A 24,438-nucleotide genomic window follows, 5' to 3' on the forward strand; every position below is an offset into this window, starting at 1 on the left:
CGTAGAGCTACCGGATCGGCGAAAGGATCCCCGAGGCGTGAGCCGCCTCATACCGTTTCCGCTTGATCGCTTCGGGTTTTGCCCCACGCCGTCATCGCGAGCGGCCGCGAAGCGATCCAGGGCGCGACAGGTCCGGAAAGGGCGCGCCCTGGATCGCCACGGCTTCGCCTCGCGATGACGCAGGAGAGGCCGAACTCATCAACCGGATATCGTATCACTCCAGCCCGATGGCGACGAAGCGCACGTCGCCGCTGGCGCTGGCGACCAGCAGCAGCACCGACTTGCGGCCCTCCTTCTTCAGGGCCTCGACGCGCTTGCTCACGTCGGCGGGGTTCGCCACCGTCTCCTGGCCGACCTCGACGATGACCTCGCCGGGCTGGATGCGCTTGTCGGCGGCCGTCGAGTTCGGATCGACCTTGGTGACGACGATGCCGCTCTTGACGCTCTCCTTGATGCCGTAGCGGCGGCGTGCCTCATCATTGAGAGTGGAGAGATTGAGGCCGAGAACCTGGCGGTTGACCGTTTCCGCCTCCGGCTGCTTGGCGTTGGCGACCTGGGTCTTCTCGCCGTCTTCCAGGCGCCCGAGCAGGACCGACTTCGTCTGCTCCTCGCCCTTGCGCACCACCTGCACGTCCACGGTCTTGCCGACCGGGGTCGCGGCGACGATGCGCGGCAACTCGCTCGAGGACTTCACCGGCACGCCGTTGAACTTGACGATCACGTCGCCGACCTCGAGGCCGGCGGTCTTGGCCGGGCCCTTCTCGTCCACGCCCGCGACCAGCGCACCCTTGGCGCCGCCCTTCAGGCCGAGCGCCTCGGCGGTGGCCTCGTCGACGTTCTGGATGCGCACGCCGAGCCAGCCGCGGCGGACCTCGCCGAACTGGCGGAGCTGGTCGATGACCGGACTCGCCGTGCCGGAGGGCACCGCGAAGCCGATGCCGACCGAGCCGCCCGAGGGCGACAGGATCGCGGTGTTGATGCCGATCACCTCGCCGTCCATGTTGAACAGCGGACCGCCGGAATTGCCCTTGTTGATGGCCGCGTCGGTCTGGATGTAGTTGTCGTAGGGGCCGGACTCGATGTTGCGGCCCCGGGCCGAGACGATGCCGGCGGAGACCGAGCCGCCGAGGCCGAACGGGTTTCCGATCGCCATCACCCAGTCGCCCGGGCGCATCTTGTCGGAATCGCCGAAGGGCACGGCCTTGAGCGGGCGCTCGGCCGTCGGCTTCACCCGCAGCAGGGCGAGGTCGATCTTCGAATCCCTGCCGATGATCTCCGCCTTCAGCTTCGTGCCGTCGTGCAGGATGACCTGGATGTCGTTGGCGTCGCCGATGACGTGGTTGTTGGTCACCACGATGCCGGAGGCATCGATGATGAAGCCGGAGCCGAGCGAGTTCGACTTGCGCGTCGGTGCGCGCGGGCTGTCGTCGTCGCTGCGGGGACTGCCCTGGCCGCGCCGCTTGAAGAACTCCTCGAACAGATCCTCGAAGGGCGTGCCCTGAGGCAGTTGCGGCAGGCTCCGGCCGCCGCGGCTGTTGGCCTCGACCGTGGTCGAGGCGGAGATGTTCACCACCGCGTCCGTCACCTTCTCGGCGAGGTCGGCGAGCGATTCCGGGCCGCGGGCGAAGGCCGGAAGGGGCAGGGCGGCGACCGTGACCGCGACCCCCAGGACCGCGGCCGCCAGGACCGATGAGGCACGCCGGGCGAGCGACGGCTTTCGGCCCCGGACGGCGTTCGCGGCGACTCTCATGGACGTTTCCTCGATCTGCGGAACTGCCTGTTTCTGGCAGGCCTGTAAATTCGGCGGCCGGCAGCCCCGATCAAGGGTGCCGGCCGTGACGGGCCGTCTCGACCGGCCTCGTCGCTCAGCGCACCGCGCCCGTGGTCGTGGCCGGTTCGCCGCCGCCGCTGCGCGCGCTCTCCGAACGGCGGCCCTGCGGATCGCCGAAGTAGCGGAAGAAGTCGGAGTTGGGACTCACGACCAGCCGCGTGTCCTGCCCTTTGAGCGCCTGCTCGTAGGCCTGCATCGAGCGGTAGAAGGCGAAGAAGCCGGGGTCGGCGCCGAAGGCTTCCGCCAGGATGCGGTTGCGGTCGGCCTCGCCCTGGCCGCGCAGCTCGTCGGCCTTCTGCGTGGCCTCGGCGAGAATCACGGTGACGTCGCGGTCGGCCTTGGCGCGGATCAGCGTGGCGGCCTGATCGCCGTTGGCGCGGATGTCGGTCGCCTCCTTCTTCCGCTCCGAGGTCATGCGGTCGTAGACCGCCTGACTGTTCTTGGCCGGAAGATCGACGCGGGTCATGCGCAGATCGACGATCTCGACGCCGAGCCCCTTCGCCTGCCGGTTCACGTCCTCCTGAATCGTGTTCATCAGGTCGGATCGGTCGGTGCGGACGATGGCGTCGCGGCTCGAACGGGCGAGCACGTTGCGCAGGGACGAATTGGTGAAGCTCGCCAGGCGCTGGTTGGCCAGGGCGATGGTGCCGACCGACTGATAGAACTTCAGCGGATCGACGATGCGGTAGCGGGCGAAGGCGTCCACTTCCAGGTTCTGCCGGTCGGCCGTCAGCAGGGTCTGCACCGGCAGGTCGAGGTCGAGCACCCGCTTGTCGAACAGCACGACGCTGTCGGTGAACGGCACCTTGAAGTAGAGGCCGGGCTTGTTCTGGCCGGTCGGGTTCAGCACGTCGCGGACGCGGCCGAGCTGGAGCACGAGGGCCTGCTGCATCTGGCCGACGGTGAAGACCGAGGCGTAGAGCCCGATCGCGATCGCCGCGGCGACGACGATCAGGCCGGTGCGGAGGGCGGGACTGTTCATCGGCTCTGTGCTCCGCTCGTCTGGGTCCGGCCGCCATCGGTCAGCGGCAGGACGGGCAGCACGCCCGCGGCATTGGCGCCAGCGACGCCGCCGCTCTGGTCGATGATGGTCTTGTGCACGGAGCCGAGCACCTTCTCCATGGTCTCGAGGAAGATGCGCTCGCGGCTGATCTCGGGCGCAGCCTTGTAGGACTGGTAGACCTGCTGGAAGCGCGCGGCCTGACCGGTCGCCTCGGCGGTGGCCTGGGCGCGGTAGGCCTCGGCCCCCTGCACGACCTGGCTCGCCTTGCCTCGCGCCTCGGGCACGACGCGGCTCGCATAGGTCTCGGCCTCGTTGCGCACCTGCTGGGCGTATTGCTGGGCGGCGTTCACGTCGATGAAGGCCGGCCGGACCTCCGGAGGCGGATTGACGCTGGTGAGCTGCACCACCTCGATGCGCACGCCGGCGCCGTACTCGTCGAGCGCGCTCTGGACGATCTCCTTGACCTCCTGGGCGATGCTCGACTGCTCGTTGGTCAGGATCGCCTGGATGTTGCGGCGCCCGATCACCTCGCGCATGGCGCTCTCGGCGATCGCCTTGATGGTGCCGTCCGGGTTGGCGAGGTTGAAGACGTAGTCCTCGGCCTTCAGCGGGTTGACGCGCCACTGCACCTCGAAATCGAGGTCGACGATGTTCTCGTCGCCCGTGAGCATCAGGCTCTCTTCCGGCACGTCGCGCTGGCGCGTGGTGCCGCCGGCGGTGATGTACCCGATCGGGATCGAGTTCACGACGCCGACATTGGGCTTCTGCACCGAACCGATCGGATAGGGGAAGTTGTAGCGCAGGCCTTCGCCGGACTGGCCGGTGTAGCGCCCGAAGATCGTGTTGATGCCGACCTCGTTCGGCTTCACCGTGTAGAAGCCGGTGAGCAGCCACAGGCCGAGCACGAAGCCCGCCGCGAGGAGAAGCCCCTTGCCGCCGCCGAAGCCGCCGCCCGGCATCACGCCGCGGAGCCGGTCCTGACCGCGCCGGAGCAGATCCTCGAGATCGGGGGGCGTCTTGCCGCCGCCCCCGCCTCCCCAGGGACCGCCGCCATTGCCGCCGCCGGGACGGCCCCAGGGGGCGCCTCCGCCGCCGCTCTGATTGCTCCAAGGCATTCTCGACGTGAACTCCTGCTGAAGCCGATCCCCGCGGATGCGGAAGACCCTCGCCCTGGAGCATCGTTCCGGAACGATGCTCCAGCTTCTTGTTCCGACATCGTCTTTTTCCGAAAGCCGGAGGCCACCTTTCGGGACGATGCTCTAAACCCGATCCGCCCCGCCGAGGGGCGGAAAAGGCCGGTTTTCCCAGCCGCCAGAACGCGTTTGCGGTGCCGCGCGGACGGTGCGCACCTGAGTGGCCCCGCCCCGTCCTGTCAAGGCTGGCAGGTGGGCCCGCATCGCGTCAACCGCAACGGCCACGGATGGACCGAAGCCGGCCTTGCGCCTGCGGCCAATGCGCTCCCCGACCGTCAACGCCCGGCCACGCGCTCGAAATCCACGAATTCGAAGGCGAATTCGTCGCGCTCGCCCGGTCCGTGCGCCTCGCGGAAGGTCTCGCGGAAGGCGGCGCGGTCGAAGGTGGGAAAGTACGCATCCCCATCCGGCGCCGCGTCGACCTCGGTGAGATGCAGCCGGTCGGTGTGGGGCAGGGCGAGGGCGTAGATCTCGGCGCCGCCCACGACCATCAACGCGTCCCCCCTTGCCGCCGCGCGTGCCTCCTCCCAGTCGTGGACGACCTCCACGTTCGGGATCGCGAGAGAGCGGTCCCGCGTCAGCACGAGGCTGCGCCGGCCGGGCAGGGGGCGGCCGATCGAGTCCCACGTCTTGCGGCCCATCAGGATCGGCTTGCCCATGGTCAGCGCCTTGAAGCGCTTCAGGTCGCTGGAGAGCCGCCACGCGAGGCCGTTGTCGCGGCCGATCACGCCGTTGCGGGCAATGGCGGCGATGAGGGCGATGCGGGGCTTCGACATCAGACGGCCACCGGTGCCTTGATCGCGGGATGCGGCGCGTAGCCCTCGATGGCGATGTCCGCGAACCGGACACCGAACAGCGAGCGGACCTCCGGATTCAGCCGCAGCCGGGGCAGGGGCCTCGGCTCGCGGGTGAGTTGGAGACGCGCCTGCTCCAGGTGGTTCACGTAGAGATGGGCGTCGCCGAGCGTATGGACGAAATCACCCGGGGCGTAGCCTGTGACCTGCGCCATCATGACGGTCAGCAGGGCGTAGCTGGCGATGTTGAAGGGCACGCCGAGGAACACGTCCGCCGAGCGCTGGTAGAGCTGGCAGGAGAGCCGTCCGTCGGCGACGTGGAACTGGAACAGGCAGTGGCAGGGCGCGAGTGCCATCCGGTCGAGATCGGCCGGGTTCCAGGCCGAGACGACGAGGCGGCGCGAGTCGGGATTGCGGGCGATCTCGTCGAGAACCCAGGCGATCTGGTCGACGGTGCCGCCGCCGGGCTTCTCCCACGAGCGCCACTGCTTGCCGTAGACCGGGCCGAGATCGCCCTCGGCATCGGCCCACTCGTCCCAGATCGTGACGCCGTTCTCCGTCAGATAGGCGATGTTGGTGTCGCCCTTGAGGAACCACAGCAGCTCGTGGATGATCGAGCGCAGGTGGAGCTGCTTGGTCGTCACCAGGGGGAAGCCGTCGGCCAGATCGAACCGCATCTGATGGCCGAAGACCGAGAGCGTGCCCGTCCCGGTGCGGTCCTCCTTGCGGACGCCCTCGGACAGGATGCGGTCGAGCAGATCGTGATAGGCGCGCATGGCTCCTCAGATCTGGCGGGGCCCTCCGCCGATGTCGAGTCGCGACGAGGGCACCGTCCCGTGTTTCCCGCGGCCTTGGTTACGCGGGACCGACCGGCGCCCCACCCGGACGCGGGAGAAGGCGGACATGCGCCGGCGGGCATGGGCGGCATATCGGCCACGCTCGCAACGCGGAGCGGGTCTGAGCGCGGATCGCTCTTCAAAACCGCCGTCGGCCTCTCTATATTCGCTTGGCCGGTCGCAAGGCCGGCTATGGCGATAAACGTTCTTCGCAATAAACCTATCGGACCCGGGGGCGGTACCCGGCGCCTCCACCCGAATCCAGGACCGAGGGCCGCACGGCATGCGGGCTGGCTTCCGGCGGGGGCGAAATAGGATCGACGAGGGCGTAAAGGGTGAGCTTTCGCTCGGCATGGTTCCGCCGTTATCGGGCCTTTGCAATAGTTGCCAACGACAACTTTGCTCCGGTGGCTGTCGCCGCGTAAGCGGTGCCAAAAACCGACCTGAAGTCCTAGCGGGTAGCACCGCATAGGCGGGGTTCGGAGGTACCTGGCAACAGAAACCTCCACTCAATGTCCACGACCCGGCGCAGCCGCCTCCCGGCCGTGACCGGCTGAGCGAGCGCCGATGGCCGAAGATCTGATCCGTTACGATCTCCTGGTTCAGGACGCCCTGCGCGGCGTCGTGCGCAAGGTGCTGACCGATGCCGCGCGCGACGGCCTCTCGGGCGAGCACCATTTCTACATCTCCTTCCGCACCGAGGCGCCGGGCGTTCGCATGTCGCAGCGCCTGCGCGAAAAGTACCCGCAGGACATGACGATCGTCCTGCAGCACCAGTTCTGGGATCTCGGCGTGACCGAGCACAGCTTCGAGGTCGGCCTGTCCTTCTCCGGCGTGCCCGAGCGCCTGCTGATCCCGTTCGACGCCCTGTCGGGCTTCTTCGACCCGTCCGTGCAGTTCGGCCTCAAGTTCGATCTGAACGAGGGCGCGGAAGCCGAGGAGGCGGAGGAGCCGCAACCGAGCGCGCCGGCCAAGGCCGGGCCGCGCGGGGCGGCGTCCGAACCGGCCGAGATCAAGCCGAAGGGCACCGGCCTCGCGACGATCCAGGCCGGACCGAAGATCGTCCCGGCGCTGCCGGCCGCCGGCAAGAAGGCGGATGCGAAGTCGGACAACAGGTCCGAGGACGCCGCCGAGCCCAAGCCCGAGGCCGACGAGAAGGTCGACCGCGACGGCACCGCCGAGGTCGTGAGCCTCGACGCTTTCCGCAAGAAGAACTGACTTTTCAGTTCTCTCCTCCCTGTCGCGGGGAGGGGCCTGCCCGCGTCACCCCCGCCGCTGCGCCACCATGCGCAAGCCGTCCTTCGGTCGCAGCGTGACGCGGTGGAGCGGCGTGACCGGCGGGTGATCCTCGGGCAGGGTGAGCCGCACCGCGCGGGCGACCCGGGCCAAGACAAGGGTCGCTTCCTGCACGGAGAAGCTCTGGCCGATGCAGACCCGCGGGCCCGCCCCGAACGGCAGGTAGGCGAAGCGCTCGATCGTCTCGCGCTCATGGCCGAAGAAGCGTTCGGGCACGAAGGCATCGGGCTCCTCCCACAGCTTGCGGTGCCGGTGCATCACCCAGGGCGCGATGATGACGGTGGAGGCGCGCGGAATCTTCACGCGCCCGATCCGGTCCTCGCGGATCGCCTGGCGGCTGAGGAAGGGCACCGGCGGGAACAGCCGCATGGTCTCCTCCATCACCGCCTTGGTGAAGGGGAGCCGGTCGAGACTCAAGGCTCCGTCCGAGCCGGCGGCGGCATCGGCTTCCGCTTCGACGCGGGCCCGCGCGGCCTCGTCCTGCGACAGGCAGTAGAGCGCCCAGGTGAGGGCGTTCGCCGTGGTCTCGTGGCCGGCGGCGATGAAGGTGACGATGTTGGCCTTCACTTCCAGATCGGAGAGGCCGCGTCCGGTCTCGGGGTCGTGGGCTGCGAGCAGCAGGGTCATCAGGTCGTGGGGCGCCTCGCCGCGGGCGAGCGCCGCCTTGCGCTGCTCCAGCAGCGTGTCCACCACCTCCGCGAAGAAGCGCAGGGCCGGCCGTGCCCGCAGGCGCCCGAGCCGCGGCACGAAGGCGGGGAAGCCGAACACGTCGAGCGGGTCGATCGGGCCGATCGATTCGAGCAGCCGGGTGATGGCGCGGCCGAGCGCGTCGGGATCGCCGGGAAGGCCCTGCGTAAAGATCGTCCGTTCCAGCACGTCGAGGGTGGCGCGGGTCATCTCCAGGGCCACGTCGACCGTGGCGCCGTCGCGCCGGGCCAGCCGCCGGCCGAGGCGGGCGCCGGCCGCATCCATCTGCGCGACGAAGCCGGCGACGTGGCGCGCGGAAAAGATCGGCGCCAGCGTGCGCCGCTGAAGCCGCCACTCGTCGCCCTCCGCCGTCAGCAGGCCGTTGCCCAGTCCCGGCGCCAGGACGCGCTTCTGAAGGTCGTCCTTGCGGTAGTTGGCCGCCCGTTCCACCAGCAGGTAGCGCACCAGCGCGGGATCGCTCACCACGGTGACGCGCCCCATCGCCGTCTCGCCCGCGACGACGAAGTCTTCGAAGTGCGCATCCATCCAGGTCGCGATCGGATTCTCGCGCACCGCCTTGAGGAAGGCGAACAGCCCGAGCGGCCGGGTCAGCGGCGGCGGCACCTTGGGCCGGAACGGCGGCGTGTCCTTGGGAAAGGGCGCGAGGGGCAGCGTATCCGGCATCGGCAGGCGAGCAACCTTGAGACGAGCGACCTTGGCGGTGACGGCGCGGACGATGCGTCACCCGCGTTTCCGGGGCGGCATCGCGCTTGGAAGCGTGCTTCGTTAAGTAGGGCCGCATCCGAGCCAACGAAGAGGCTGCGATGTCGCCGCAAGAGACGCCCGCCGGGGAAACCCGCACCGAATCCGATACCTTCGGCCCGATCGAGGTGCCGGCCCACCGCTACTGGGGCGCGCAGACGCAGCGCTCGATCCAGAACTTCAAGATCGGCACCGAGCGCCAGCCCGCGCCGCTCGTCCATGCGCTCGGCATCGTCAAGCAGGCCGCCGCCCTGGTGAACAAGGATCTCGGCGCCCTCGACCCCAGGATCGCCGACGCCATCGCCGCATCGGCCGCCGAGGTGGTGGCCGGCCGGCACGACGACGAGTTCCCGCTCGTGGTGTGGCAGACCGGCTCGGGCACGCAATCCAACATGAACGCCAACGAGGTCATCGCCAGCCTCGCCAACGAGCGGCTGGGCGGCAAGCGCGGCGGCAAGTCGCCGGTCCACCCGAACGACCACTGCAACCGCGGCCAATCCTCGAACGACACCTTCCCCACCGCGATGCACATCGCCGTCGCCCGCGAGGTGCAGGAGCGGCTCCTGCCGGCCCTGTCCCACCTGCACGGCGCCCTCGACGCCAAGGCGAAGGCGTTCGAAGCGATCGTCAAGATCGGCCGCACCCACCTTCAGGACGCGACGCCGGTCTCCCTCGGCCAGGAGTTCTCCGGCTACGTGGCGCAGGTCGCGCTCGGCGGCGCCCGCATCGCCGCCGCGCTCCCCGGCGTCCTGGCGCTGGCCCAGGGCGGCACGGCGGTCGGCACGGGTCTCAACGCGCATCCGGAGTTCGCGGAAAAATTCGCGGCCAAGGTCGCGGAACTCACCGGGCTGCCCTTCACCTCGGCCGAGAACAAGTTCGAGGCGCTCGCCACCCACGACGCCCTGGTGTTCCTCCAGGGCGCGCTGACCGCCCTGGCCTCGGGCCTGTTCAAGATCGCCAACGACATCCGCCTGCTGGGATCGGGCCCGCGCTCGGGCCTCGGCGAGCTGTCGCTGCCGGAGAACGAGCCCGGCTCCTCGATCATGCCGGGCAAGGTCAACCCGACCCAGTGCGAGGCGCTGACCATGGTCTGCGCCCAGGTCGTCGGCAACGGCACCACGGTGAGCTTCGCCGGCAGCCAGGGACATTTCGAGCTCAACGTGTTCAAGCCGGTGATCGCCAACGCGGTGCTGCAATCGGTGCGGCTCCTGGCCGACGCCTCGGTCAGCTTCACCGACAATTGCGTGGTCGGCATCGAGGCCAACACCGACCGGATCGCCGACCTGATGAGCCGTTCGCTGATGCTGGTGACGGCGCTCGCGCCGACGATCGGCTACGACAAGGCCGCCGAGATCGCCAAGACCGCGCACAAGAACGGCACCACCCTCAAGGAGGAGGCGCTGCGGCTCGGCTACGTCACGGACGCGGAGTTCGAGCGCGTGGTGCGGCCCGAAACCATGCTGGCGCCGAGCGCGGAATAGGCGCGAGAGCCTCGTCCCGGATATCGGATCCGGGAGGATGCTCCCGGTTTCCGATTTTGCATCGTCTTTTCGGACAAGCCGGTAGCCACCTTTCGGGACGATGCTCTAGGTTCGATGCCCGGCGCGGATCTCCCGCGCCGGGTCGACCGGAGGGCTGTCGCGGTGGCCGAGATCATCAACCTGCGCCAGGTGCGCAAGGACCGTGAGAAAGCGGCGAAACAGGTGAAGGCCGCGGAGAACCGCATCCTGTTCGGTCGGCCGAAGAAGGCGAGGACGCTGGCCGAGACGCGCAAGGCACGCGAGCAATCCCGGCACGAGGGGCATCGCCTGAACGATCCCGACAAGGAATGACGGCAGAGACCCCTCAGGGTGTCGCCAAGCGTTCGGTGATGATCGCCGGCCACCGCACCAGCGTCTCGCTGGAGGCGGAGTTCTGGGCCGCGCTTCAGGAGATCGCACGGAGGCAGGGGCAATCGGTCCAGGCGCTGATCGGGGCGATCGATGCGGCGCGCGGCGGGAGCAACCTCTCTTCGGCGATCCGGGTGTTCGTGCTCCGCTCGGTTCAGGCGTGCTCCGGCCCCGCTCCCGTCACCGCGTGCGACGGCGAAGCCGTCCGGCAGCGCGACGCCTCGGAGCAGGGCAGCGGAGGCGAACCAGCCGCGTCGCCGGCCGGCCCTCGCAATCATCGACCATGATCGGAACGACGGGTCACCTGTTCGTCGTCACCGGCGGCCCCGGCTCGGGCAAGATCACCCTCGTCGAGGCGCTGGCGGCCGAGCGCTACAGCGCTCCCTCGCGGATCGCGCCGGGATCGGCCAGCGCGTGCAGCAGGCCGGCGGCGGAATGGGCGAAGCGTAGGGTCACCGCCTTGCGGCGCGGCCCGCTCAACGGGTGATCGGCCGGCTCGCGCAGGATCGCCGCGCCGAAGGAATCGGCGACGATCAGCCCGCACGCCTCCGGGATCAGCGTCTCCGGCACCGTCTCGGGGATCGCGAAGAAGAAGCGATCGCAATAGTCGCGGTAGTCCGGCCATTTCCGGTCGGCGCGGAAGTCGGCGATGCTCGACTTGATCTCGACGATGGTGAGCCGCCCCGCCCCGCACAGGGCGATGAGGTCGGCGCGGCGCCCGTTGGCGAGGGAGAATTCCGGCAGGCTGACGCAGCCCAGCTCGGCGAACAGCCGCCGCACCCCACGCTGGATGTTCAGCGCGGTGGGCGACTGGCGGCGGTCGGGCGGCAGGACGACGTTGGCGAGGGCGGTGGACATGGCGGGGCGATGGCGTGCGGATGCGGCCGAATCGAGTCCGCGCATCCTGCCAGGGGGACGGCGCCGGAGTCACCGGCCGCCTTGCCGCACGGCCAGCGCGGCGCGAATCGCCTCGAACCCATCGGTGAGCGCCGCCGGTCCGGGCTGGAGGATCAGCGGCGACTTGATCTCGTGGATGCGGCCCTGCGCCACCGCGGGAATGGCATCCCAGCCCGGCCGGGCGCGGATACGATCGACAGCGACGCGCTTGCCGCACCAGGAAGCGAGGATCACGTCGGGCGCCGCCGCGATCACCTGGTCCGAGGTGACGATCCGGTCCCTGGCCGCCGGCTCGCGGCTCAGCGTCGCAAACACGTCCTGGCCGCCCGCGTGGGCGATCAGGTCCGAGACCCAGCCGATCCCGGAGATCGTCGGCTCGTCCCATTCCTCGAAATAGACCTTCAGGCGCGGCTGGCCCGCTGTCTCAACCGCGGCCCGCGCGAGGCGCTCTTCGTAACCCCGGGCCAGCGCCTCGGCCCTCTCGGGAGCGCCGACCAGGGCGCCGAGCGTGCGGATCATCGCGAGGCAGCCGGCCAGGTCGCGCTGGTTGAACAGGTGGACCGCCACGCCCGCCCGGGCGAGACGGGCGACGATCTCCGCCTGAAGATCGGAGAAGGCGAGGACGAGGTCCGGTTCGAGGGCGAGGATCTTTGGAAGATCCGCGCTGGTGAAGGCCGAGACCCGCGGCTTCTCCCGGCGCACCTGCGGCGGGCGCACGGCATAGCCCGACACGCCGACGATGCGATGATCCTCGCCCAGGAGGTAGAGCGTCTCGACGGTCTCCTCCGTCAGGCAGACGAGGCGTTCGGGCGGGAAGCGGCGCATCGCAAACTCAGCCCCTGAACCACGTCAGCAGGCCGGCGCCCGGAGCGAGCAGCACGAAGGCCCAGGCGAAGGCGGACGTCCAATTGGCGATCTGGAACGGAATCCGGTTCACGCCGAAGCTGCCGGCGACCAGCGGCACCACCGCCCGCGCCGGGCCGATGAAGCGTCCGATGAAGATCGCCCCGGCGCCCCAGCGCCGCAGAAAGTCCTCGGCCTTGAGCGTCGTCTCCGGATGGCGGCTCATGGGCCAGAGGCGCTTCACCCCGTCCTTGAAATAGTGGCCGACCTCGTAGGAGACCCAGTCACCCAGCCCCGCGCCGATCGCCGCGCCGATCACCAGCGGCCAGAACGGAAGGTCGCTGCCGCCGATCAGCGCGCCGATGCCGAGCAGGATCGCGGTGGCGGGCACGAGAAGCGAGAGCACGGCGAGCGACTCGCAGAAGGCGAGCACCCCCGTCACCAGCGGTGCCCAGGCCTTGTACGTCTCCACGAAGGTGAGGATGGACTGGCGGACGGCGTCGAAATCCATGCTCGCTCCGGGCGATGGGCCTGTCTGGCCGAGCCGTAACGCTTCGCCGCACGGATCGGATGCGCGCGGGCATCGGCCGCGCTATCACGGCGGGAGGAGCGGATACCGGAGCATCATGAAGGTTCTGTCGATCCAGTCGCACGTCGCCTACGGCCATGTGGGCAATTCGTCCGCCGTCTTTCCGATGCAGCGGCTCGGCGTCGAGGTCTGGCCGGTGCACACGGTGCAGTTCTCCAACCATACCGGCTACGGCGATTGGCGCGGCCGCGTGTTCGACGGCCCGGTGGTGGAGGAGGTGGTGCAGGGCGTGGCCGAGCGCGGCGCGCTGAAGGCGTGCGACGCGGTGCTCTCGGGCTATATGGGCTCGGCCGACATCGGCACCGCGATCCTGCGGGCGGTGGCCGCGGTGCGGGCGGCCAACCGGGAGGCGCTGTATTGCTGCGATCCGGTCATCGGCGACACCTGTTCCGGCGTCTACGTGCGCCCCGGCATCGCCGACTTCATGCGGGCGCAGGCGGTGCCGGCGGCCGACATCCTCACGCCCAACCAGTTCGAGCTCGACCTGATCTCGGGCCGGCCGAGCGACACGCAGGAGGCCGCGAAGGCCGCGGCGGCCTCGGTCCAGGCGCTCGGCCCCCGCGTCCTCCTCGTCACCTCGCTGACCACGGCCGAGACGCCGCCGGACGCCATCGACATGATGGCGGCGGAGGATGGCTCGTTCTGGCGGGTGCGCACGCCGCGGCTCGACCTGAAGGCGGTGTCGGGGGCGGGCGATGCGGTCGCCGCGCTCTATCTCGTGCACTACCTGCGCACCCGGTCGGCGGCCCTGGCGCTCGGCATGGCGGCGGCCTCGATCCACGGCCTCCTGCGCCGAACCGCGGAAGCCGGCGCGGAGGAGCTTCTCACCGTCGCGGCGCAGGAGGAGTTCGTCGCGCCGAGCGCGGCCTTCCCCGTGGAGAGCGTCTGACCCCGTACAAGGAACCCCCCGAGGAAGCCCGGAACCCCAAGGAAGCTCGATGACCGACCGCCGCTTCGCTACCCTCGACGTGTTCACCGACACGCCGCTCGCCGGAAATCCGCTGGCGGTGGTGCTCGACGCCGAAGGTCTCGACGGCGACGCGATGCAGGCGATCGCCCGCGAGTTCAACCTGTCGGAGACGGTCTTCGTGCTGCCGCCGGAGGAGCCGCGCCATCGGGCCCGCCTGCGCATCTTCACCCCGGCCCGCGAACTCCCCTTCGCCGGCCATCCGACGATCGGGGCCGCGGTGCTGCTGACCCTGCGCGACCGCGCCGAGCCGCGGCCGGCGGCGCTCGCCGATGCCGCCGCCTTTGGGCTGGAGGAGGGGATCGGCATCCTTTCCTGCGTCGTCGAGGCGGCGGCGGACGGGCGTACGGCCCGCGCCCGGTTCAAGCTGCCGGTGCTGCCGACCTATCTCGGCAAGGCGCCGTCGACGGAAGCGCTGGCCCATGCCCTCGGGCTGAAGGTCGGCGAGATCGGCTTCAACCGCCATCAGCCGAGCCGGCACGGGGCCGGCCCTTCCTTCACCTTCGTGCCGCTCGCCTCCGCCGAGGCGCTGACCCGGGCGCGGCTGGAGGCCGGCCGGTTCGAGCGGTTGTTCCACGGGGCACAGGCCGACGCGCTCTACCTCTACGCCCTCGATCCCGAGGGGCTCGGCCAGAGCTACCAGGCGCGGATGTTCGCGCCCCATCTCGGCGTGGCGGAGGATCCGGCGACGGGCAGCGCCGCCGCGGCCTTCGCCGGGATGCTGATGCAGTTCGAGCCGCTGGGCGACGGCACGCACGACGCGGCGATCCGCCAGGGCGTCGCCATGGGCCGCCCGAGCCTCATCGACCTTCAGGTCGTCATCGCCGAGGGCGGCCTGCGCTCCGTCGAAATCGGCGGGCAGGCGGTGGTGGTGAGCGAGGGCGTGCTTCGTGCCGGGTGAGAGCGCGCAGGCCGCGCCCGGATTCACGATCACGCCGCTCACCCGAGTCTCGGCGCGGCGCGTCGATCACGATTGGGCCTGGGCGCGGGACAACTGCGAGGCGATCGACCGCAACTGGGAGCGGCGCCGGGCGAAGACGCCGGGCCTGTTCGACGGACCGGTCTTCCTCGCCAGCGGCTGCACCATCGCCGACGGCGCCTGCGAGGCGGCCCTGTTCGAGGCGCGCTACTCGCGCTTCATCGCCTTCCGCGACGCCGGCGTGCCCGACGCGCTGGTCGCCAACGCCTTCGCGGCGATCGTGCCGCACAGCGCGGACGGGGCGGTGCTGCTCGGGGTGATGGGGGCCCACACTGCGAACGCCGGCCAGATCTACTTCCCCTGCGGCACGCCCGACCGCGGCGACCTGCGCGAGGACGATACGGTCGATCTCGCCGGCAGCGCCGGGCGCGAGTTTCTGGAGGAGACCGGCCTGACCCTGCCCGAGGGCGCGGCGGAGGAGTGGGTGCTGCTGCGCGGCGACGGCCAGCTCGCCTTCCTGCGCCCGGTCCGGTTCGGCCTCGACGCCGAGGCGCTGAAGGCCCGCATCGAAGCCCATCGCGGGCACGAGGACGAGCCGGAACTCGCCCGCAGCGTCATCGTCCGCTCGCGCGTCGAGATCGATGCCGCCCGGATGCCGGGCTTCGTGCAGGCCTATCTGGCGAGCGTCTTCCCGCCGTAGGGATGCGCCTCATACCGAGCTGCAGGGAATTCCGACCGATGGTCGGCTTCCCTGCGTCCGGCGGACGCCCGCCGCCGCGCCTTCGCGCGGGCAACCGGCGATGAGCCGGGATCATCGCCGGTTGGTCTTACCGATACCCGTAGCGCGCCTTGGCCGCCGCCAGCAGATGCATCGCCTCGCCCTCGTGGCCGGCCGCGCAGGCGGCGGCGGCCTTGCCGAGATCGGCGCTGAAGCGCTTGCCGACCGCGTCCGACAGATCGCCGGTCCTCACGTCGGCATCGACGATGGCCTGTGTCCGCGCGACGCCCGGACCGCACCCGGCGCTGGCCGGCAGGGGGGCGATGGCGGCGGGTGCCGCGGCGACGGCGGCCACCGGCGGGGGCGCGCTCGACTGGCAGGCGCTGAGGCAGCCACCGAGGGCGAGGATCGACAGGGCTCGGGAAAGCGGCGCGGGCACGACGGGTCTCTCCGGTCGCGAGAGGAGGTTCGTTGCAGCCAAGCTTGGCCGCAGGCTTGTGCGCCCCGTCGGCGGAACGGTCAATCGCGAGGCTCCCCTGCGCTTGTCACGATCCCCGCCAATCGGTACATAGCGCCGCCCTGGTCGCTTGGCGGGTCTGCCGGCGAGTCAGCCTCTGAGGAGAATCGAGCGTGGCCCCTGGCCGCCCCGCGCAGACGAACGGTGGTGCCGCTTTCGCGGCCGTACCGTCGTGCGCGCGCCTTCTCGTCGGCCTGCTTCTTAGCCGCCCCTGAGGGCCGTCCGGGCGTGGTCGCCTGGGCCCTCAGGGGACGGGCTCGAACACGGAAGACAGGTTTTCAGGCGCCGCTCCTGCCCGAGCCGAGCGCGCCGGCGGCTTCAAGGGACGGACCATGACCAACACCCGGCAAGGATCGAAGGACCGCGTCGTCATCTTCGACACGACGTTGCGCGACGGCGAACAATGCCCCGGCGCCACCATGACCTTCGACGAGAAGCTCGCGGTCGCCGAGATCCTCGACGCCATGGGCGTCGACATCATCGAGGCGGGCTTCCCCATCGCCTCGAACGGCGACTTCGAGGCCGTGTCCGAGATCGCCCGGCGCACCAAGCGCGCGACCGTCGCCGGCCTCGCCCGCGCCATCCCCGCCGACATCGCCCGGGCGGGCGAGGCGGTGCGCCACGCGCAGCGAGGCCGTATCCACACCTTCGTCTCGACCTCGGAGATCCACCTCACCCACCAGATGCGCAAGACGCAGGACGAGGTGATCGAGATCATCCTGAAGACCGTGGCCCAGGCCCGCGACCTCGTGGAGGACGTGGAGTGGTCGGCCATGGACGCGACCCGCACCGACATCGATTACCTCTGCCGCTGCGTCGAGGCCGCGATCCGCTCGGGCGCCACCACCATCAACCTGCCCGACACGGTGGGCTACGCCACGCCGCAGGAATACGGCGCGATGTTCCGCGCCGTGCGCGAGCGGGTGCCGAACGCCGACCGGGCGATCTTCTCCGTGCACTGCCACAACGATCTCGGGCTCGCGGTGGCGAACTCGCTCGCCGGCCTGGAGGGCGGCGCCCGGCAGATCGAGTGCACGATCAACGGCATCGGCGAGCGGGCCGGCAACGCCGCGCTCGAAGAGGTCGTCATGGCGATCCGCACCCGCGGCGATGTGATGCCGTTCGAGACTGGCATCGACACCACGATGCTGACCCGCGCCTCGAAGCTCGTCAGCCACGCGGCGAACTTTCCCGTGCAGTACAACAAGGCCATCGTCGGCCGGAACGCCTTCGCCCACGAGAGCGGCATCCATCAGGACGGGATGCTCAAGCATTCCGAGACCTACGAGATCATGACGCCAGCCTCGGTCGGGCTCACCAAGACCTCGCTGGTGATGGGCAAGCATTCGGGCCGCGCGGCCTTCCGCTCGAAGCTGTCCGAACTCGGCATCTCGCTGTCCGACAACCAGTTCCAGGACGTGTTCGAGCGCTTCAAGGATCTGGCCGACCGCAAGAAGCACGTCTACGACGAGGACATCGAGGCGCTGGTGGACGAGAACCTCGCCACCGCCCACGACCGCATCAAGCTGATGTCGCTCTCGGTGATCGCCGGCACGCGCGGGCCGCAACGCGCGACGATGAAGATCGAGATGGACGGCCGCACCTTCACCGAGGAGGCCGACGGCAACGGCCCGGTGGACGCGGTGTTCAACGCGATCCACGCCATGGTGCCGCACGACGCGATGCTCGAACTCTATCAGGTCCACGCCGTGACCGAGGGGACCGACGCGCAGGCCGAGGTCTCGGTGCGGCTCAAGGCCGGCGAGCGCTCGGTGACGGCGCGCGGCGCCGACCCGGACACGCTGGTGGCGTCCGCCAAGGCCTACCTGTCCGCGCTCAACAAGCTCTCGGCCGCCTCCGTACGGCTGCACGCCCAGCACGCCGCGGTGGTCTGACGCTCCTCGCCGTCATTGCGAGGCGAAGCCGAAGCAATCCAGGGCGCGACTTCCCCGGAAGAGGGAGTGCCGTCTGGATTGCTTCGCTTCGTTCGCCATGACGGGCGTGACGATGACACTGCGCATCATGGTCTGAAGACACAAAAAGTCCCAAAAGAATGCCCGCCTATCGCTCCCGCACCACCACCCATGGCCGCAACATGGCCGGCGCCCGCGGCCTGTGGCGTGCCACCGGGATGAAGGATTCCGATTTCGGCAAGCCGATCATCGCGGTTGTGAACTCGTTCACGCAGTTCGTGCCCGGCCACGTCCACCTCAAGGACCTCGGCCAGTTGGTGGCCCGCGAGATCGAGCAAGCGGGGGGAGTCGCCAAGGAGTTCAACACCATCGCGGTCGATGACGGCATCGCCATGGGTCATGACGGGATGCTCTACTCGCTGCCCTCCCGCGAGCTGATCGCCGATTCGGTCGAATACATGGTCAACGCGCATTGCGCCGACGCCATGGTCTGCATCTCGAACTGCGACAAGATCACTCCCGGCATGTTGATGGCCGCTTTGCGCCTCAACATCCCGGCGGTGTTCGTCTCCGGCGGGCCGATGGAAGCGGGCAAGGTCGTGATGAAGGGCGTGACCCGCAAGTTCGACCTCGTCGACGCGATGGTCGCGGCGGCCGACGACCGGGTCTCGGACGAGGACGTCGCGGTGATCGAGCGCTCGGCCTGCCCGACCTGCGGCTCGTGCTCGGGCATGTTCACGGCGAACTCCATGAACTGCCTCACCGAGGCGCTCGGCCTCTCGCTGCCCGGCAACGGCTCGGTGCTGGCGACGCATGCCGACCGCAGGCGCCTGTTCGTCGAGGCCGGGCACCTGATCGTCGATCTGGCCCGGCGCCATTACGAGCAGGACGATGCGAGCGTGCTGCCGCGCTCGATCGCGACGATGGCCGCGTTCGAGAACGCGATGACCCTCGACATCGCCATGGGCGGCTCGACCAACACCGTGCTGCACCTGCTCGCCGCCGCACACGAGGGCGAGGTGCCCTTCGCCATGGCCGACATCGACCGGCTCTCGCGCCGCGTGCCGGTGCTGTGCAAGGTCGCGCCTGCCGTCGCGAACATCCATATGGAGGACGTGCACCGGGCCGGCGGCATCATGGGTATCCTGGGCGAACTCGACCGCGCCGGCCTGATCGACCGCAACGTCGGCAATGTCGGTTCCGGCACGCTCGGCGCGGCGCTCGACCGCTGGGACGTGACGAAGACCGAGAGCCAATCCGTCCGGACCTTCTACCGCGCCGCGCCGGGCGGCGTGCCGACCCAGGTCGCCTTCAGCCAGGAATCCCGCTGGGACGACCTCGACCTCGACCGCGAGGCGGGCGTCATCCGCGACGCCGCGCACGCCTATTCGAGGGACGGCGGCCTCGCTGTGCTCTACGGCAACCTGGCGCTCGACGGCTGCATCGTGAAGACCGCTGGCGTCGATGCCTCGATTCTCAGCTTCACCGGCACGGCCCACGTCTTCGAGAGCCAGGACGCGGCGGTGGACGGCATCCTCAACGGCCGCGTGAAGGCCGGCGAGGTGGTGCTGATCCGCTACGAGGGCCCCCGCGGCGGCCCCGGCATGCAGGAGATGCTCTATCCCACGAGCTACCTGAAATCGAAGGGCCTGGGCAAAGACTGCGCCCTCGTCACCGACGGGCGCTTCTCCGGCGGCTCCTCGGGGCTCTCCATCGGCCACGTCTCGCCGGAGGCGGCCGAGGGTGGGCTGATCGGCCTCGTCGAGCAGGGCGATAGGATCGAGATCGACATCCCGAACCGCCGCATCCACCTCGCCGTGGACGAAGCCGTGCTCGCCGAGCGCCGTGCCGCCCGCGACGCGGAAGGCTGGCGCCCGGCCGCGCCCCGCAAGCGCAAGGTCAGCATGGCGCTCCGCGCCTACGCCATGCTCGCCACCAGCGCGGCGAAGGGGGCGGTGCGGCGGATCGAGGCGTAGGCGAGAACCGGTCCTGGATCGACCGAGGTTCCTCATGCCGAGGCGCCGGATCGTCGTTGCAGCCACGGGATGCATGCTACCCCTCGCGCCTCGGGCACGGATCGCGCATAGACAGGTTCTCAGGCCGTGCTTCGCACCGGACGGGGGAGACGTCGGACCCATGCAGATCGCCACGCCCTACCTGATGTTCCTCGGCGACGTGCCGGACCGGCTCGCCGCCAAGACCGCCTACGGCATCAACGACTGGCGTCCGGAATGGTGCGTCGGCCAGCTCCGGATGGAGGGCTGCGCCGCCGATCTCGACATCCCCGACCTGACGCTGGAGGAGGCGGTCTCGAAAGGCTGCCGCACCATGGTGGTCGGCGTGGTCAATGCCGGCGGCGTGCTGCCCGAGCACTGGGTGAAGGAGATCGTCGCGGCGCTGGACGCCGGGCTCGACGTGGCGAGCGGGCTGCACGCTCGCCTCGGCTCGGTTCCCGAGATCGCGCAAGCCGCCGAGCGCCGGGGTCGTGCCCTCCACGACGTGCGTCACACCACCGAGACCTTCCCCACCGGCAAGGGCACCAAGCGTCCCGGCCGGCGACTGCTCACCGTCGGCACCGATTGCTCGGTCGGCAAGAAGTACACCGCCCTCGCCCTGGAACGCGGCATGCGCGAGCGCGGGATGGATGCCGACTTCCGCGCCACCGGCCAGACCGGCGTGTTCATCTCCGGACGGGGCGCCGCCATCGACGCGGTCGCGGCCGATTTCATCTCCGGCGCCGTCGAGTGGGTCGCCCCCGCCGCCGAACCGAATCACTGGGACCTGATCGAGGGCCAGGGCTCGCTGTTCCACCCGTCCTTCGCCGGCGTCAGCCTCGGCCTGCTGCACGGGGCGCAGGCCGACGCCTTCGTGGTCTGCCACGAGCCGACCCGCACGCGGATGCGCGGCGTCGAGGCGAGCCTGCCGACGATCCAGGAGGTCATCGACCTGACGATCCGCTGCGGCTCCCTCACCAATCCCGGCATCCGCCCTGTCGGCATCGCCGTGAACACCCAGGCCCTGCCCGAGCCGCAGGCGCGCGCGCTGCTGGCGGAAGCGGAAGCCGCGCACGGCCTGCCGGCGACCGATCCCGTGCGCTTCGGCGTCGAGGGGATCGTGGATCGGATCCATGCCGAGTTTCCGGCTTGAGGGAGGGCCAGCGATGCCGCGTCTGACCGTCGCCGTCGAGCGTTTCCCGATCGCGGGCACCTTCACGATCTCCCGCGGCAGCCGCACGGAGGCGGTGGTCGTCGTCGCGACCATCGAGGACGGCCCGGTGCGGGGGCGCGGCGAGTGCGTGCCCTACGCCCGCTACGACGAGACCGTCGAGAGCGTCGCTGCCGCCCTCGACGGGCAGGCGGACTGGATCGCCGGTGGGGGAGGGCGCTTCGATCTCGCGGCGCGGATGAAGCCGGGCGCGGCCCGCAACGCCCTCGATTGCGCCCTGTGGGATTGGGAAGCGAAGCGCTCCGGCCGACCGGCCCACGAACTCGCCGGCCTCCCCGCGCCGGGGCCGGTCACCACCGCCTACACCCTGAGCCTCGGCGATCCCGATTCCATGGAGGCGGCCGCCCGCGCCGCCGCGCACCGCCCGCTCCTCAAGGTGAAGCTCGGCGGCGAGGGCGACCCCGAGCGGATCGCGGCCGTGCGCCGCGGCGCGCCGGGCGCGCGCCTGATCGTCGATGCCAACGAGGCGTGGCGGCCGGAGACGATTCAAGCCAATCTCGCGGCCTGCGCGGCGGCGGGCGTCGGCCTCATCGAGCAGCCGCTGCCGGCGGGCGAGGACGGGTTTCTGGCCGAGATCGACCGAACCATCCCGATCTGTGCCGACGAGAGCCTGCACGACCGCGCCGGGCTCGATGCGCTGGCCCGGCGCTACGACGCCATCAACGTCAAGCTCGACAAGGCCGGCGGCCTGACCGAGGCGCTGAAGCTGGTCCACGAGGCCCGGGCGCGCGGCTTCGAGATCATGGTCGGCTGCATGGTCGGCTCGTCGCTCGCCATGGCGCCGGCGATGCTGCTCGCGCACCACGCGGCCTATGTCGATCTCGACGGGCCGCTGCTGCTCGCCCGCGACCGCGCGTCGGCGCTCACCTACGAGGGCAGCACGGTCTCCCCGCCGCGGCCCGAACTGTGGGGGTGACGGGCGGCGCCTACTGCACCGAGCGGATCGCCAGCGGGGGCACCACGGTCTCGTTGACCCGCAGGCGGGCGTCGAGGATCGGCGCGGCGGGCTCGTCGGCCTGCTGCTGCGCGGCGAGGTCGGCGATGGCCTGATACTGGCTGAGGCGCCGGTCGATCATGATGTCGAGCTTCTCGTGCACCTCCGCCACCGTCAGGCTGCGGCGCTTGCCCCCGTCCTTCCCCGTGAAGATGGCGCGGTTGGCCCGCGCGGCGCGGCCGAAGGCGGCCTTGGCGACCTTGTCCGGGTCCTCGGCGCTGAGCGAGAGGAACTTGCCGGCGCTCGCCGTGCCGAGGAAATGCGCGAGGTAGAGTTCGGTGGTCTTCAGTTCGCGGCCGATCCGGGCCTCGATCCGGCTGCGGTCGCGTTTGATCAGCTCGCCCGCCATCAGGCCGGAAATGTAGGGGTCGTCGCGCAGGTCGAGCACCCGCTTGCGCAGTCCCGCGTCGGCGATGGTGATGCCCGCGCCGTGGCCCTTCACCGCGGCGGCCTCGTCGGCGAGCCCGTGCTTGGCGCCGTACTGCCGGATCATCTCCAGCCACGTGCCGGTGACGAACTGGAACAGCCCCTGCGCCGAGGAAGCGGAGGACTTCACGCCGGTGTCGAAGCTCGATTCCTTGTCGGCGAGCGCCATCATGTAGACGGGATCGACGCCGGTGACCTCGGAGGCCTTCAGGATGGTCTCCACCAGGGGCCGCGGCACGCTCATCTCGCCGAAGCGCAGGATCTCGTCGTCGTTGTCGAGCCGCGGATTGGCGAGCGAAGCCTGCATCCGCTCGATCGGTGCGGTGAGGCCGCTGTCCTGGCCGAGCAGGGCCGTGCCGCCCCATTCGGCCTCGGCGCCGGCCGGACGCAGGTCGGCGCGAACCATCAGCGGGATCGAGGCCGGGGTGGCACCGTCGCTCTCGTAGGCGGAGACCGCCTGCGGCGCGGCCGCGAGCAGCGTCACGCCGGCGGTCACGGCGGCGAGGCGGCGCACGAGCGGCGAGCGGCCGCGCGGCGGCCGGGCGGCTGCGTTGCTGGTCGCCGACCCGCAAGGCACGAGTCGGCTCACGTCGTCGGCGCGAGGCGCCGGCTCCGGGTAAACCCCCATCGGTCTTCCTTGTTGGCGCCGCGGCGTTCTCGAGGCCGGGCTTCGTTTTGACCGGCGGAGGTTTCGCCGCCGGGTGTGACCACAATGGGACCACCCCGTGATCCAAACGTGATCCCGTTAATAGGGCGTTAAGCCATTGTATTTACGTTATTTTAACCATTGCCGCCGCAGCCGCCGGGAGCTCGCCTGCGGCAAAGATGGCCGTGCGGCGCTCGGAACGCGCCAGGCCAGCCACGGTTGTCATGGGCCGCGCGGCGGCCAGTTAGGGCTCATCCCAAGACGTCAGCGCCACCACAGCAGAAAGTCGAGTTCCCATGGGCATTCAGACCGGTCGACGCGTCGGAGTGGCGTTCGTCGGCATGGGCGGCGCCGTCGCGACGACGGCCATCGCCGGCATCGAAACCATCAAATCGGGGTCGAACCGTCTGGATGGCCTGCCGCTCGCGGGCGTGCCCGTCGCGGGGCTCGCCGACTACAAGGATCTCGTCTTCGGCGGCTGGGACCTGAACGGCGACGATCTCGCCTCCGCCGCGACCGGCCACGGCGTGCTGACCCGCGAGGACATCGAGAACGGCGCCCAGGCGCTCAAAGGCATCACCCCCTGGCCGGCGGTGGGCTCGGCCAAGTTCTGCAAGAACATCGACGGCGCCAACCGCATCGTCGCCAGGGATCACCGCGAGACGGTCTCGGTCATCGCCAACGACCTCAACCGCTTCCGCAAGGAGAGCAACCTCGACGACGTCGTGGTGATCAACCTCGCCTCGACCGAGCGCTGGCCCGATCTGTCCGACCCGGTTCTGAACTCGGCGGAAGCCTTCGAGAAGGGGCTGGACGCGAGCGACGAGTCGATCTCGCCGGCGATGCTCTACGCCTACGCCGCCATCAAGAGCGGCGTGCCCTACGCCAACTTCACGCCGAGCGTCGCCGCCGACGTGCCGGCGCTGCTGGACCTCGCCCGCGAGACGAACGTCCCGGTGGCCGGCAAGGACGGCAAGACCGGCCAGACCATGATGAAGACGGTGCTGGCCCCGGCCCTGAAGGCGCGCCAGCTCCACGTCGACGGATGGTTCTCCACCAACATCCTCGGCAACCGCGACGGCCTCGCGCTGAACGACCCGAACTCGCTCCAGTCGAAGCTCAACACCAAGGGCACCGTGCTCGATTCGATCCTCGGCTACCCGGTCGAGGATCACCTCGTGCACATCCATTATTACCGTCCGCGCGGCGACGACAAGGAAGCCTGGGACAACATCGACGTCACCGGCTTCATGGGCCAGCGCATGCAGATCAAGGTGAACTTCCTGTGCAAGGACTCGATCCTGGCCGCGCCGCTCGTCATCGAGATCGCCCGCGTGCTGGATCTGGCCAAGACCCGCGGCGACGGCGGCGTGCAGGAGCAGCTCTCGACCTTCTTCAAGGCGCCGATGGTGAAGAACGGCCACGGGCCGGAACACGATTTCGGCAAGCAGCAGCGGATGCTGTTCGACTGGCTGGGCGTGCAGTAAGGCACC

At 70.0% G+C, this 24,438-nt stretch carries 23 protein-coding genes and 1 other RNA gene; 13 read left to right on the forward strand and 11 right to left on the reverse strand.

The genetic code is table 11. From position 1 onward, the window contains the following. Positions 1-214: 214 nt before the first annotated feature. From PGN25_15605 to PGN25_15625, 5 genes are all read right to left on the reverse strand, one after another. Entirely contained in the window at positions 215-1,750 is a 1,536-nt protein-coding gene (locus tag PGN25_15605; protein MEH3118963.1) for a DegQ family serine endoprotease, read from the reverse strand. Between the two features lie 115 nt (positions 1,751-1,865). Next, entirely contained in the window at positions 1,866-2,813 is a 948-nt protein-coding gene (locus PGN25_15610; protein MEH3118964.1) for a protease modulator HflC, read from the reverse strand. Next, positions 2,810-3,949, reverse strand: a complete 1,140-nt coding sequence (gene hflK / locus PGN25_15615; GenBank protein MEH3118965.1) for an FtsH protease activity modulator HflK — start codon at positions 3,947-3,949, stop codon at positions 2,810-2,812. Before hflK ends, PGN25_15610 begins: the two co-directional genes overlap by 4 nt. 353 nt (positions 3,950-4,302) lie before the next feature. After that, positions 4,303-4,803 (reverse strand): dihydrofolate reductase, encoded by a 501-nt coding sequence (locus tag PGN25_15620; protein ID MEH3118966.1) that lies wholly within the window; start codon positions 4,801-4,803, stop codon positions 4,303-4,305. Further along, entirely contained in the window at positions 4,803-5,597 is a 795-nt protein-coding gene (locus PGN25_15625) for a thymidylate synthase (GenBank protein ID MEH3118967.1), read from the reverse strand. The genes PGN25_15620 and PGN25_15625 overlap by 1 nt, the downstream gene beginning before the upstream one ends. Positions 5,598-5,791: 194 nt before the next feature. Between PGN25_15625 and ssrA the strand changes: the two genes are divergently transcribed. Together ssrA and PGN25_15635 are read left to right on the forward strand one after the other, a co-directional pair. Next, positions 5,792-6,167: a transfer-messenger RNA gene (gene ssrA, locus PGN25_15630) on the forward strand. Between the two features lie 57 nt (positions 6,168-6,224). After that, the gene (locus tag PGN25_15635; protein MEH3118968.1) at positions 6,225-6,875 is read left to right on the forward strand and encodes a ClpXP protease specificity-enhancing factor SspB; all 651 of its coding nucleotides are present in this window, start codon (positions 6,225-6,227) and stop codon (positions 6,873-6,875) included. A 45-nt stretch (positions 6,876-6,920) separates the two neighbouring features. Here the strand turns inward: PGN25_15635 and PGN25_15640 are convergent, their stop codons facing one another. Continuing rightward, positions 6,921-8,324, reverse strand: a complete 1,404-nt coding sequence (locus tag PGN25_15640) for a cytochrome P450 (GenBank protein ID MEH3118969.1) — start codon at positions 8,322-8,324, stop codon at positions 6,921-6,923. A 140-nt stretch (positions 8,325-8,464) separates the two neighbouring features. Here PGN25_15640 and fumC point away from each other — a divergent pair, with 140 nt between their 5' ends. The 3 genes from fumC to PGN25_15655 all read left to right on the forward strand — a co-directional run bounded on the left by fumC (position 8,465) and on the right by PGN25_15655 (position 10,578). After that, positions 8,465-9,883 carry a class II fumarate hydratase gene (gene fumC / locus PGN25_15645; GenBank protein MEH3118970.1) on the forward strand — a complete coding sequence of 473 codons (1,419 nt, stop codon included), beginning with the start codon at positions 8,465-8,467 and terminating at the stop codon, positions 9,881-9,883. Positions 9,884-10,045: 162 nt separating this feature from the next. Beyond that, positions 10,046-10,234 carry a DUF4169 family protein gene (locus PGN25_15650; protein ID MEH3118971.1) on the forward strand — a complete coding sequence of 63 codons (189 nt, stop codon included), beginning with the start codon at positions 10,046-10,048 and terminating at the stop codon, positions 10,232-10,234. Beyond that, on the forward strand, positions 10,231-10,578 hold the full coding sequence (locus PGN25_15655) for a ribbon-helix-helix domain-containing protein (GenBank protein ID MEH3118972.1): 348 nt from the start codon (positions 10,231-10,233) through the stop codon (positions 10,576-10,578). The genes PGN25_15650 and PGN25_15655 overlap by 4 nt, the downstream gene beginning before the upstream one ends. 85 nt (positions 10,579-10,663) lie before the next feature. Here the strand turns inward: PGN25_15655 and PGN25_15660 are convergent, their stop codons facing one another. The 3 genes from PGN25_15660 to PGN25_15670 form a co-directional block, all read right to left on the reverse strand. Further along, positions 10,664-11,149, reverse strand: a complete 486-nt coding sequence (locus PGN25_15660; GenBank protein ID MEH3118973.1) for an MmcB family DNA repair protein — start codon at positions 11,147-11,149, stop codon at positions 10,664-10,666. Positions 11,150-11,218: 69 nt separating this feature from the next. Then, complete coding sequence (locus PGN25_15665; GenBank protein MEH3118974.1) at positions 11,219-12,013, reverse strand: cobalamin-binding protein; 795 nt, start codon at positions 12,011-12,013, stop codon at positions 11,219-11,221. A gap of 7 nt (positions 12,014-12,020) precedes the next feature. Next, positions 12,021-12,542: a DedA family protein gene (locus PGN25_15670; protein ID MEH3118975.1), complete on the reverse strand. Its 522-nt coding sequence runs from the start codon at positions 12,540-12,542 to the stop codon at positions 12,021-12,023. 115 nt (positions 12,543-12,657) lie between these two features. Between PGN25_15670 and pdxY the strand changes: the two genes are divergently transcribed. The 3 genes from pdxY to PGN25_15685 are packed head-to-tail and all read left to right on the forward strand — an operon-like array spanning position 12,658 to position 15,206. After that, positions 12,658-13,509, forward strand: a complete 852-nt coding sequence (gene pdxY, locus PGN25_15675) for a pyridoxal kinase PdxY (protein MEH3118976.1) — start codon at positions 12,658-12,660, stop codon at positions 13,507-13,509. 49 nt (positions 13,510-13,558) lie between these two features. Then, positions 13,559-14,488, forward strand: a complete 930-nt coding sequence (locus PGN25_15680) for a PhzF family phenazine biosynthesis protein (GenBank protein MEH3118977.1) — start codon at positions 13,559-13,561, stop codon at positions 14,486-14,488. After that, positions 14,478-15,206, forward strand: a complete 729-nt coding sequence (locus tag PGN25_15685; GenBank protein MEH3118978.1) for an NUDIX hydrolase — start codon at positions 14,478-14,480, stop codon at positions 15,204-15,206. The genes PGN25_15680 and PGN25_15685 overlap by 11 nt, the downstream gene beginning before the upstream one ends. A gap of 127 nt (positions 15,207-15,333) precedes the next feature. Here the strand turns inward: PGN25_15685 and PGN25_15690 are convergent, their stop codons facing one another. Beyond that, positions 15,334-15,663 (reverse strand): hypothetical protein, encoded by a 330-nt coding sequence (locus PGN25_15690; GenBank protein MEH3118979.1) that lies wholly within the window; start codon positions 15,661-15,663, stop codon positions 15,334-15,336. A gap of 410 nt (positions 15,664-16,073) precedes the next feature. On the opposite strand from PGN25_15690, the gene PGN25_15695 reads away from it, so the two are divergent. The 4 genes from PGN25_15695 (at position 16,074) to PGN25_15710 (ending at position 21,795) form a co-directional block, all read left to right on the forward strand. Next, complete coding sequence (locus PGN25_15695; GenBank protein ID MEH3118980.1) at positions 16,074-17,636, forward strand: 2-isopropylmalate synthase; 1,563 nt, start codon at positions 16,074-16,076, stop codon at positions 17,634-17,636. A 158-nt stretch (positions 17,637-17,794) separates the two neighbouring features. Continuing rightward, positions 17,795-19,630, forward strand: a complete 1,836-nt coding sequence (gene ilvD, locus PGN25_15700; protein MEH3118981.1) for a dihydroxy-acid dehydratase — start codon at positions 17,795-17,797, stop codon at positions 19,628-19,630. A gap of 160 nt (positions 19,631-19,790) precedes the next feature. Further along, positions 19,791-20,801: a DUF1611 domain-containing protein gene (locus tag PGN25_15705; GenBank protein ID MEH3118982.1), complete on the forward strand. Its 1,011-nt coding sequence runs from the start codon at positions 19,791-19,793 to the stop codon at positions 20,799-20,801. Between the two features lie 13 nt (positions 20,802-20,814). Then, the gene (locus PGN25_15710) at positions 20,815-21,795 is read left to right on the forward strand and encodes a dipeptide epimerase (protein MEH3118983.1); all 981 of its coding nucleotides are present in this window, start codon (positions 20,815-20,817) and stop codon (positions 21,793-21,795) included. Between the two features lie 10 nt (positions 21,796-21,805). On the opposite strand, the gene PGN25_15715 is transcribed toward PGN25_15710, so the two are convergent. Continuing rightward, on the reverse strand, positions 21,806-22,927 hold the full coding sequence (locus PGN25_15715; protein ID MEH3118984.1) for a transglycosylase SLT domain-containing protein: 1,122 nt from the start codon (positions 22,925-22,927) through the stop codon (positions 21,806-21,808). 314 nt (positions 22,928-23,241) lie between these two features. Here PGN25_15715 and PGN25_15720 point away from each other — a divergent pair, with 314 nt between their 5' ends. Beyond that, positions 23,242-24,432 (forward strand): inositol-3-phosphate synthase, encoded by a 1,191-nt coding sequence (locus PGN25_15720; GenBank protein MEH3118985.1) that lies wholly within the window; start codon positions 23,242-23,244, stop codon positions 24,430-24,432. Positions 24,433-24,438 lie beyond the last annotated feature (6 nt).

The organism is Methylorubrum populi (assembly GCA_036946625.1).
In the GTDB taxonomy this organism is placed as follows: Bacteria; Pseudomonadota; Alphaproteobacteria; order Rhizobiales; family Beijerinckiaceae; genus Methylobacterium; species Methylobacterium populi_C.

Bases quoted from the DNA above. Each gene is read 5' to 3' on its own strand.
- PGN25_15655 (MEH3118972.1), top strand. From the start codon at position 10,231: ATGACGGCAGAGACCCCTCAGGGTGTCGCCAAGCGTTCGGTGATGATC.
- PGN25_15640 (MEH3118969.1), bottom strand. From the start codon at position 8,324: ATGCCGGATACGCTGCCCCTCGCGCCCTTTCCCAAGGACACGCCGCCG.
- PGN25_15605 (MEH3118963.1), bottom strand. From the start codon at position 1,750: ATGAGAGTCGCCGCGAACGCCGTCCGGGGCCGAAAGCCGTCGCTCGCC.
- PGN25_15625 (MEH3118967.1), bottom strand. From the start codon at position 5,597: ATGCGCGCCTATCACGATCTGCTCGACCGCATCCTGTCCGAGGGCGTC.
- PGN25_15660 (MEH3118973.1), bottom strand. From the start codon at position 11,149: ATGTCCACCGCCCTCGCCAACGTCGTCCTGCCGCCCGACCGCCGCCAG.
- PGN25_15695 (MEH3118980.1), top strand. From the start codon at position 16,074: ATGACCAACACCCGGCAAGGATCGAAGGACCGCGTCGTCATCTTCGAC.
- ilvD (MEH3118981.1), top strand. From the start codon at position 17,795: ATGCCCGCCTATCGCTCCCGCACCACCACCCATGGCCGCAACATGGCC.
- hflK (MEH3118965.1), bottom strand. From the start codon at position 3,949: ATGCCTTGGAGCAATCAGAGCGGCGGCGGAGGCGCCCCCTGGGGCCGT.
- PGN25_15620 (MEH3118966.1), bottom strand. From the start codon at position 4,803: ATGTCGAAGCCCCGCATCGCCCTCATCGCCGCCATTGCCCGCAACGGC.
- PGN25_15710 (MEH3118983.1), top strand. From the start codon at position 20,815: ATGCCGCGTCTGACCGTCGCCGTCGAGCGTTTCCCGATCGCGGGCACC.
- pdxY (MEH3118976.1), top strand. From the start codon at position 12,658: ATGAAGGTTCTGTCGATCCAGTCGCACGTCGCCTACGGCCATGTGGGC.
- PGN25_15665 (MEH3118974.1), bottom strand. From the start codon at position 12,013: ATGCGCCGCTTCCCGCCCGAACGCCTCGTCTGCCTGACGGAGGAGACC.
- PGN25_15720 (MEH3118985.1), top strand. From the start codon at position 23,242: ATGGGCATTCAGACCGGTCGACGCGTCGGAGTGGCGTTCGTCGGCATG.
- PGN25_15705 (MEH3118982.1), top strand. From the start codon at position 19,791: ATGCAGATCGCCACGCCCTACCTGATGTTCCTCGGCGACGTGCCGGAC.
- PGN25_15635 (MEH3118968.1), top strand. From the start codon at position 6,225: ATGGCCGAAGATCTGATCCGTTACGATCTCCTGGTTCAGGACGCCCTG.
- PGN25_15715 (MEH3118984.1), bottom strand. From the start codon at position 22,927: ATGGGGGTTTACCCGGAGCCGGCGCCTCGCGCCGACGACGTGAGCCGA.
- fumC (MEH3118970.1), top strand. From the start codon at position 8,465: ATGTCGCCGCAAGAGACGCCCGCCGGGGAAACCCGCACCGAATCCGAT.
- PGN25_15610 (MEH3118964.1), bottom strand. From the start codon at position 2,813: ATGAACAGTCCCGCCCTCCGCACCGGCCTGATCGTCGTCGCCGCGGCG.
- PGN25_15680 (MEH3118977.1), top strand. From the start codon at position 13,559: ATGACCGACCGCCGCTTCGCTACCCTCGACGTGTTCACCGACACGCCG.
- PGN25_15670 (MEH3118975.1), bottom strand. From the start codon at position 12,542: ATGGATTTCGACGCCGTCCGCCAGTCCATCCTCACCTTCGTGGAGACG.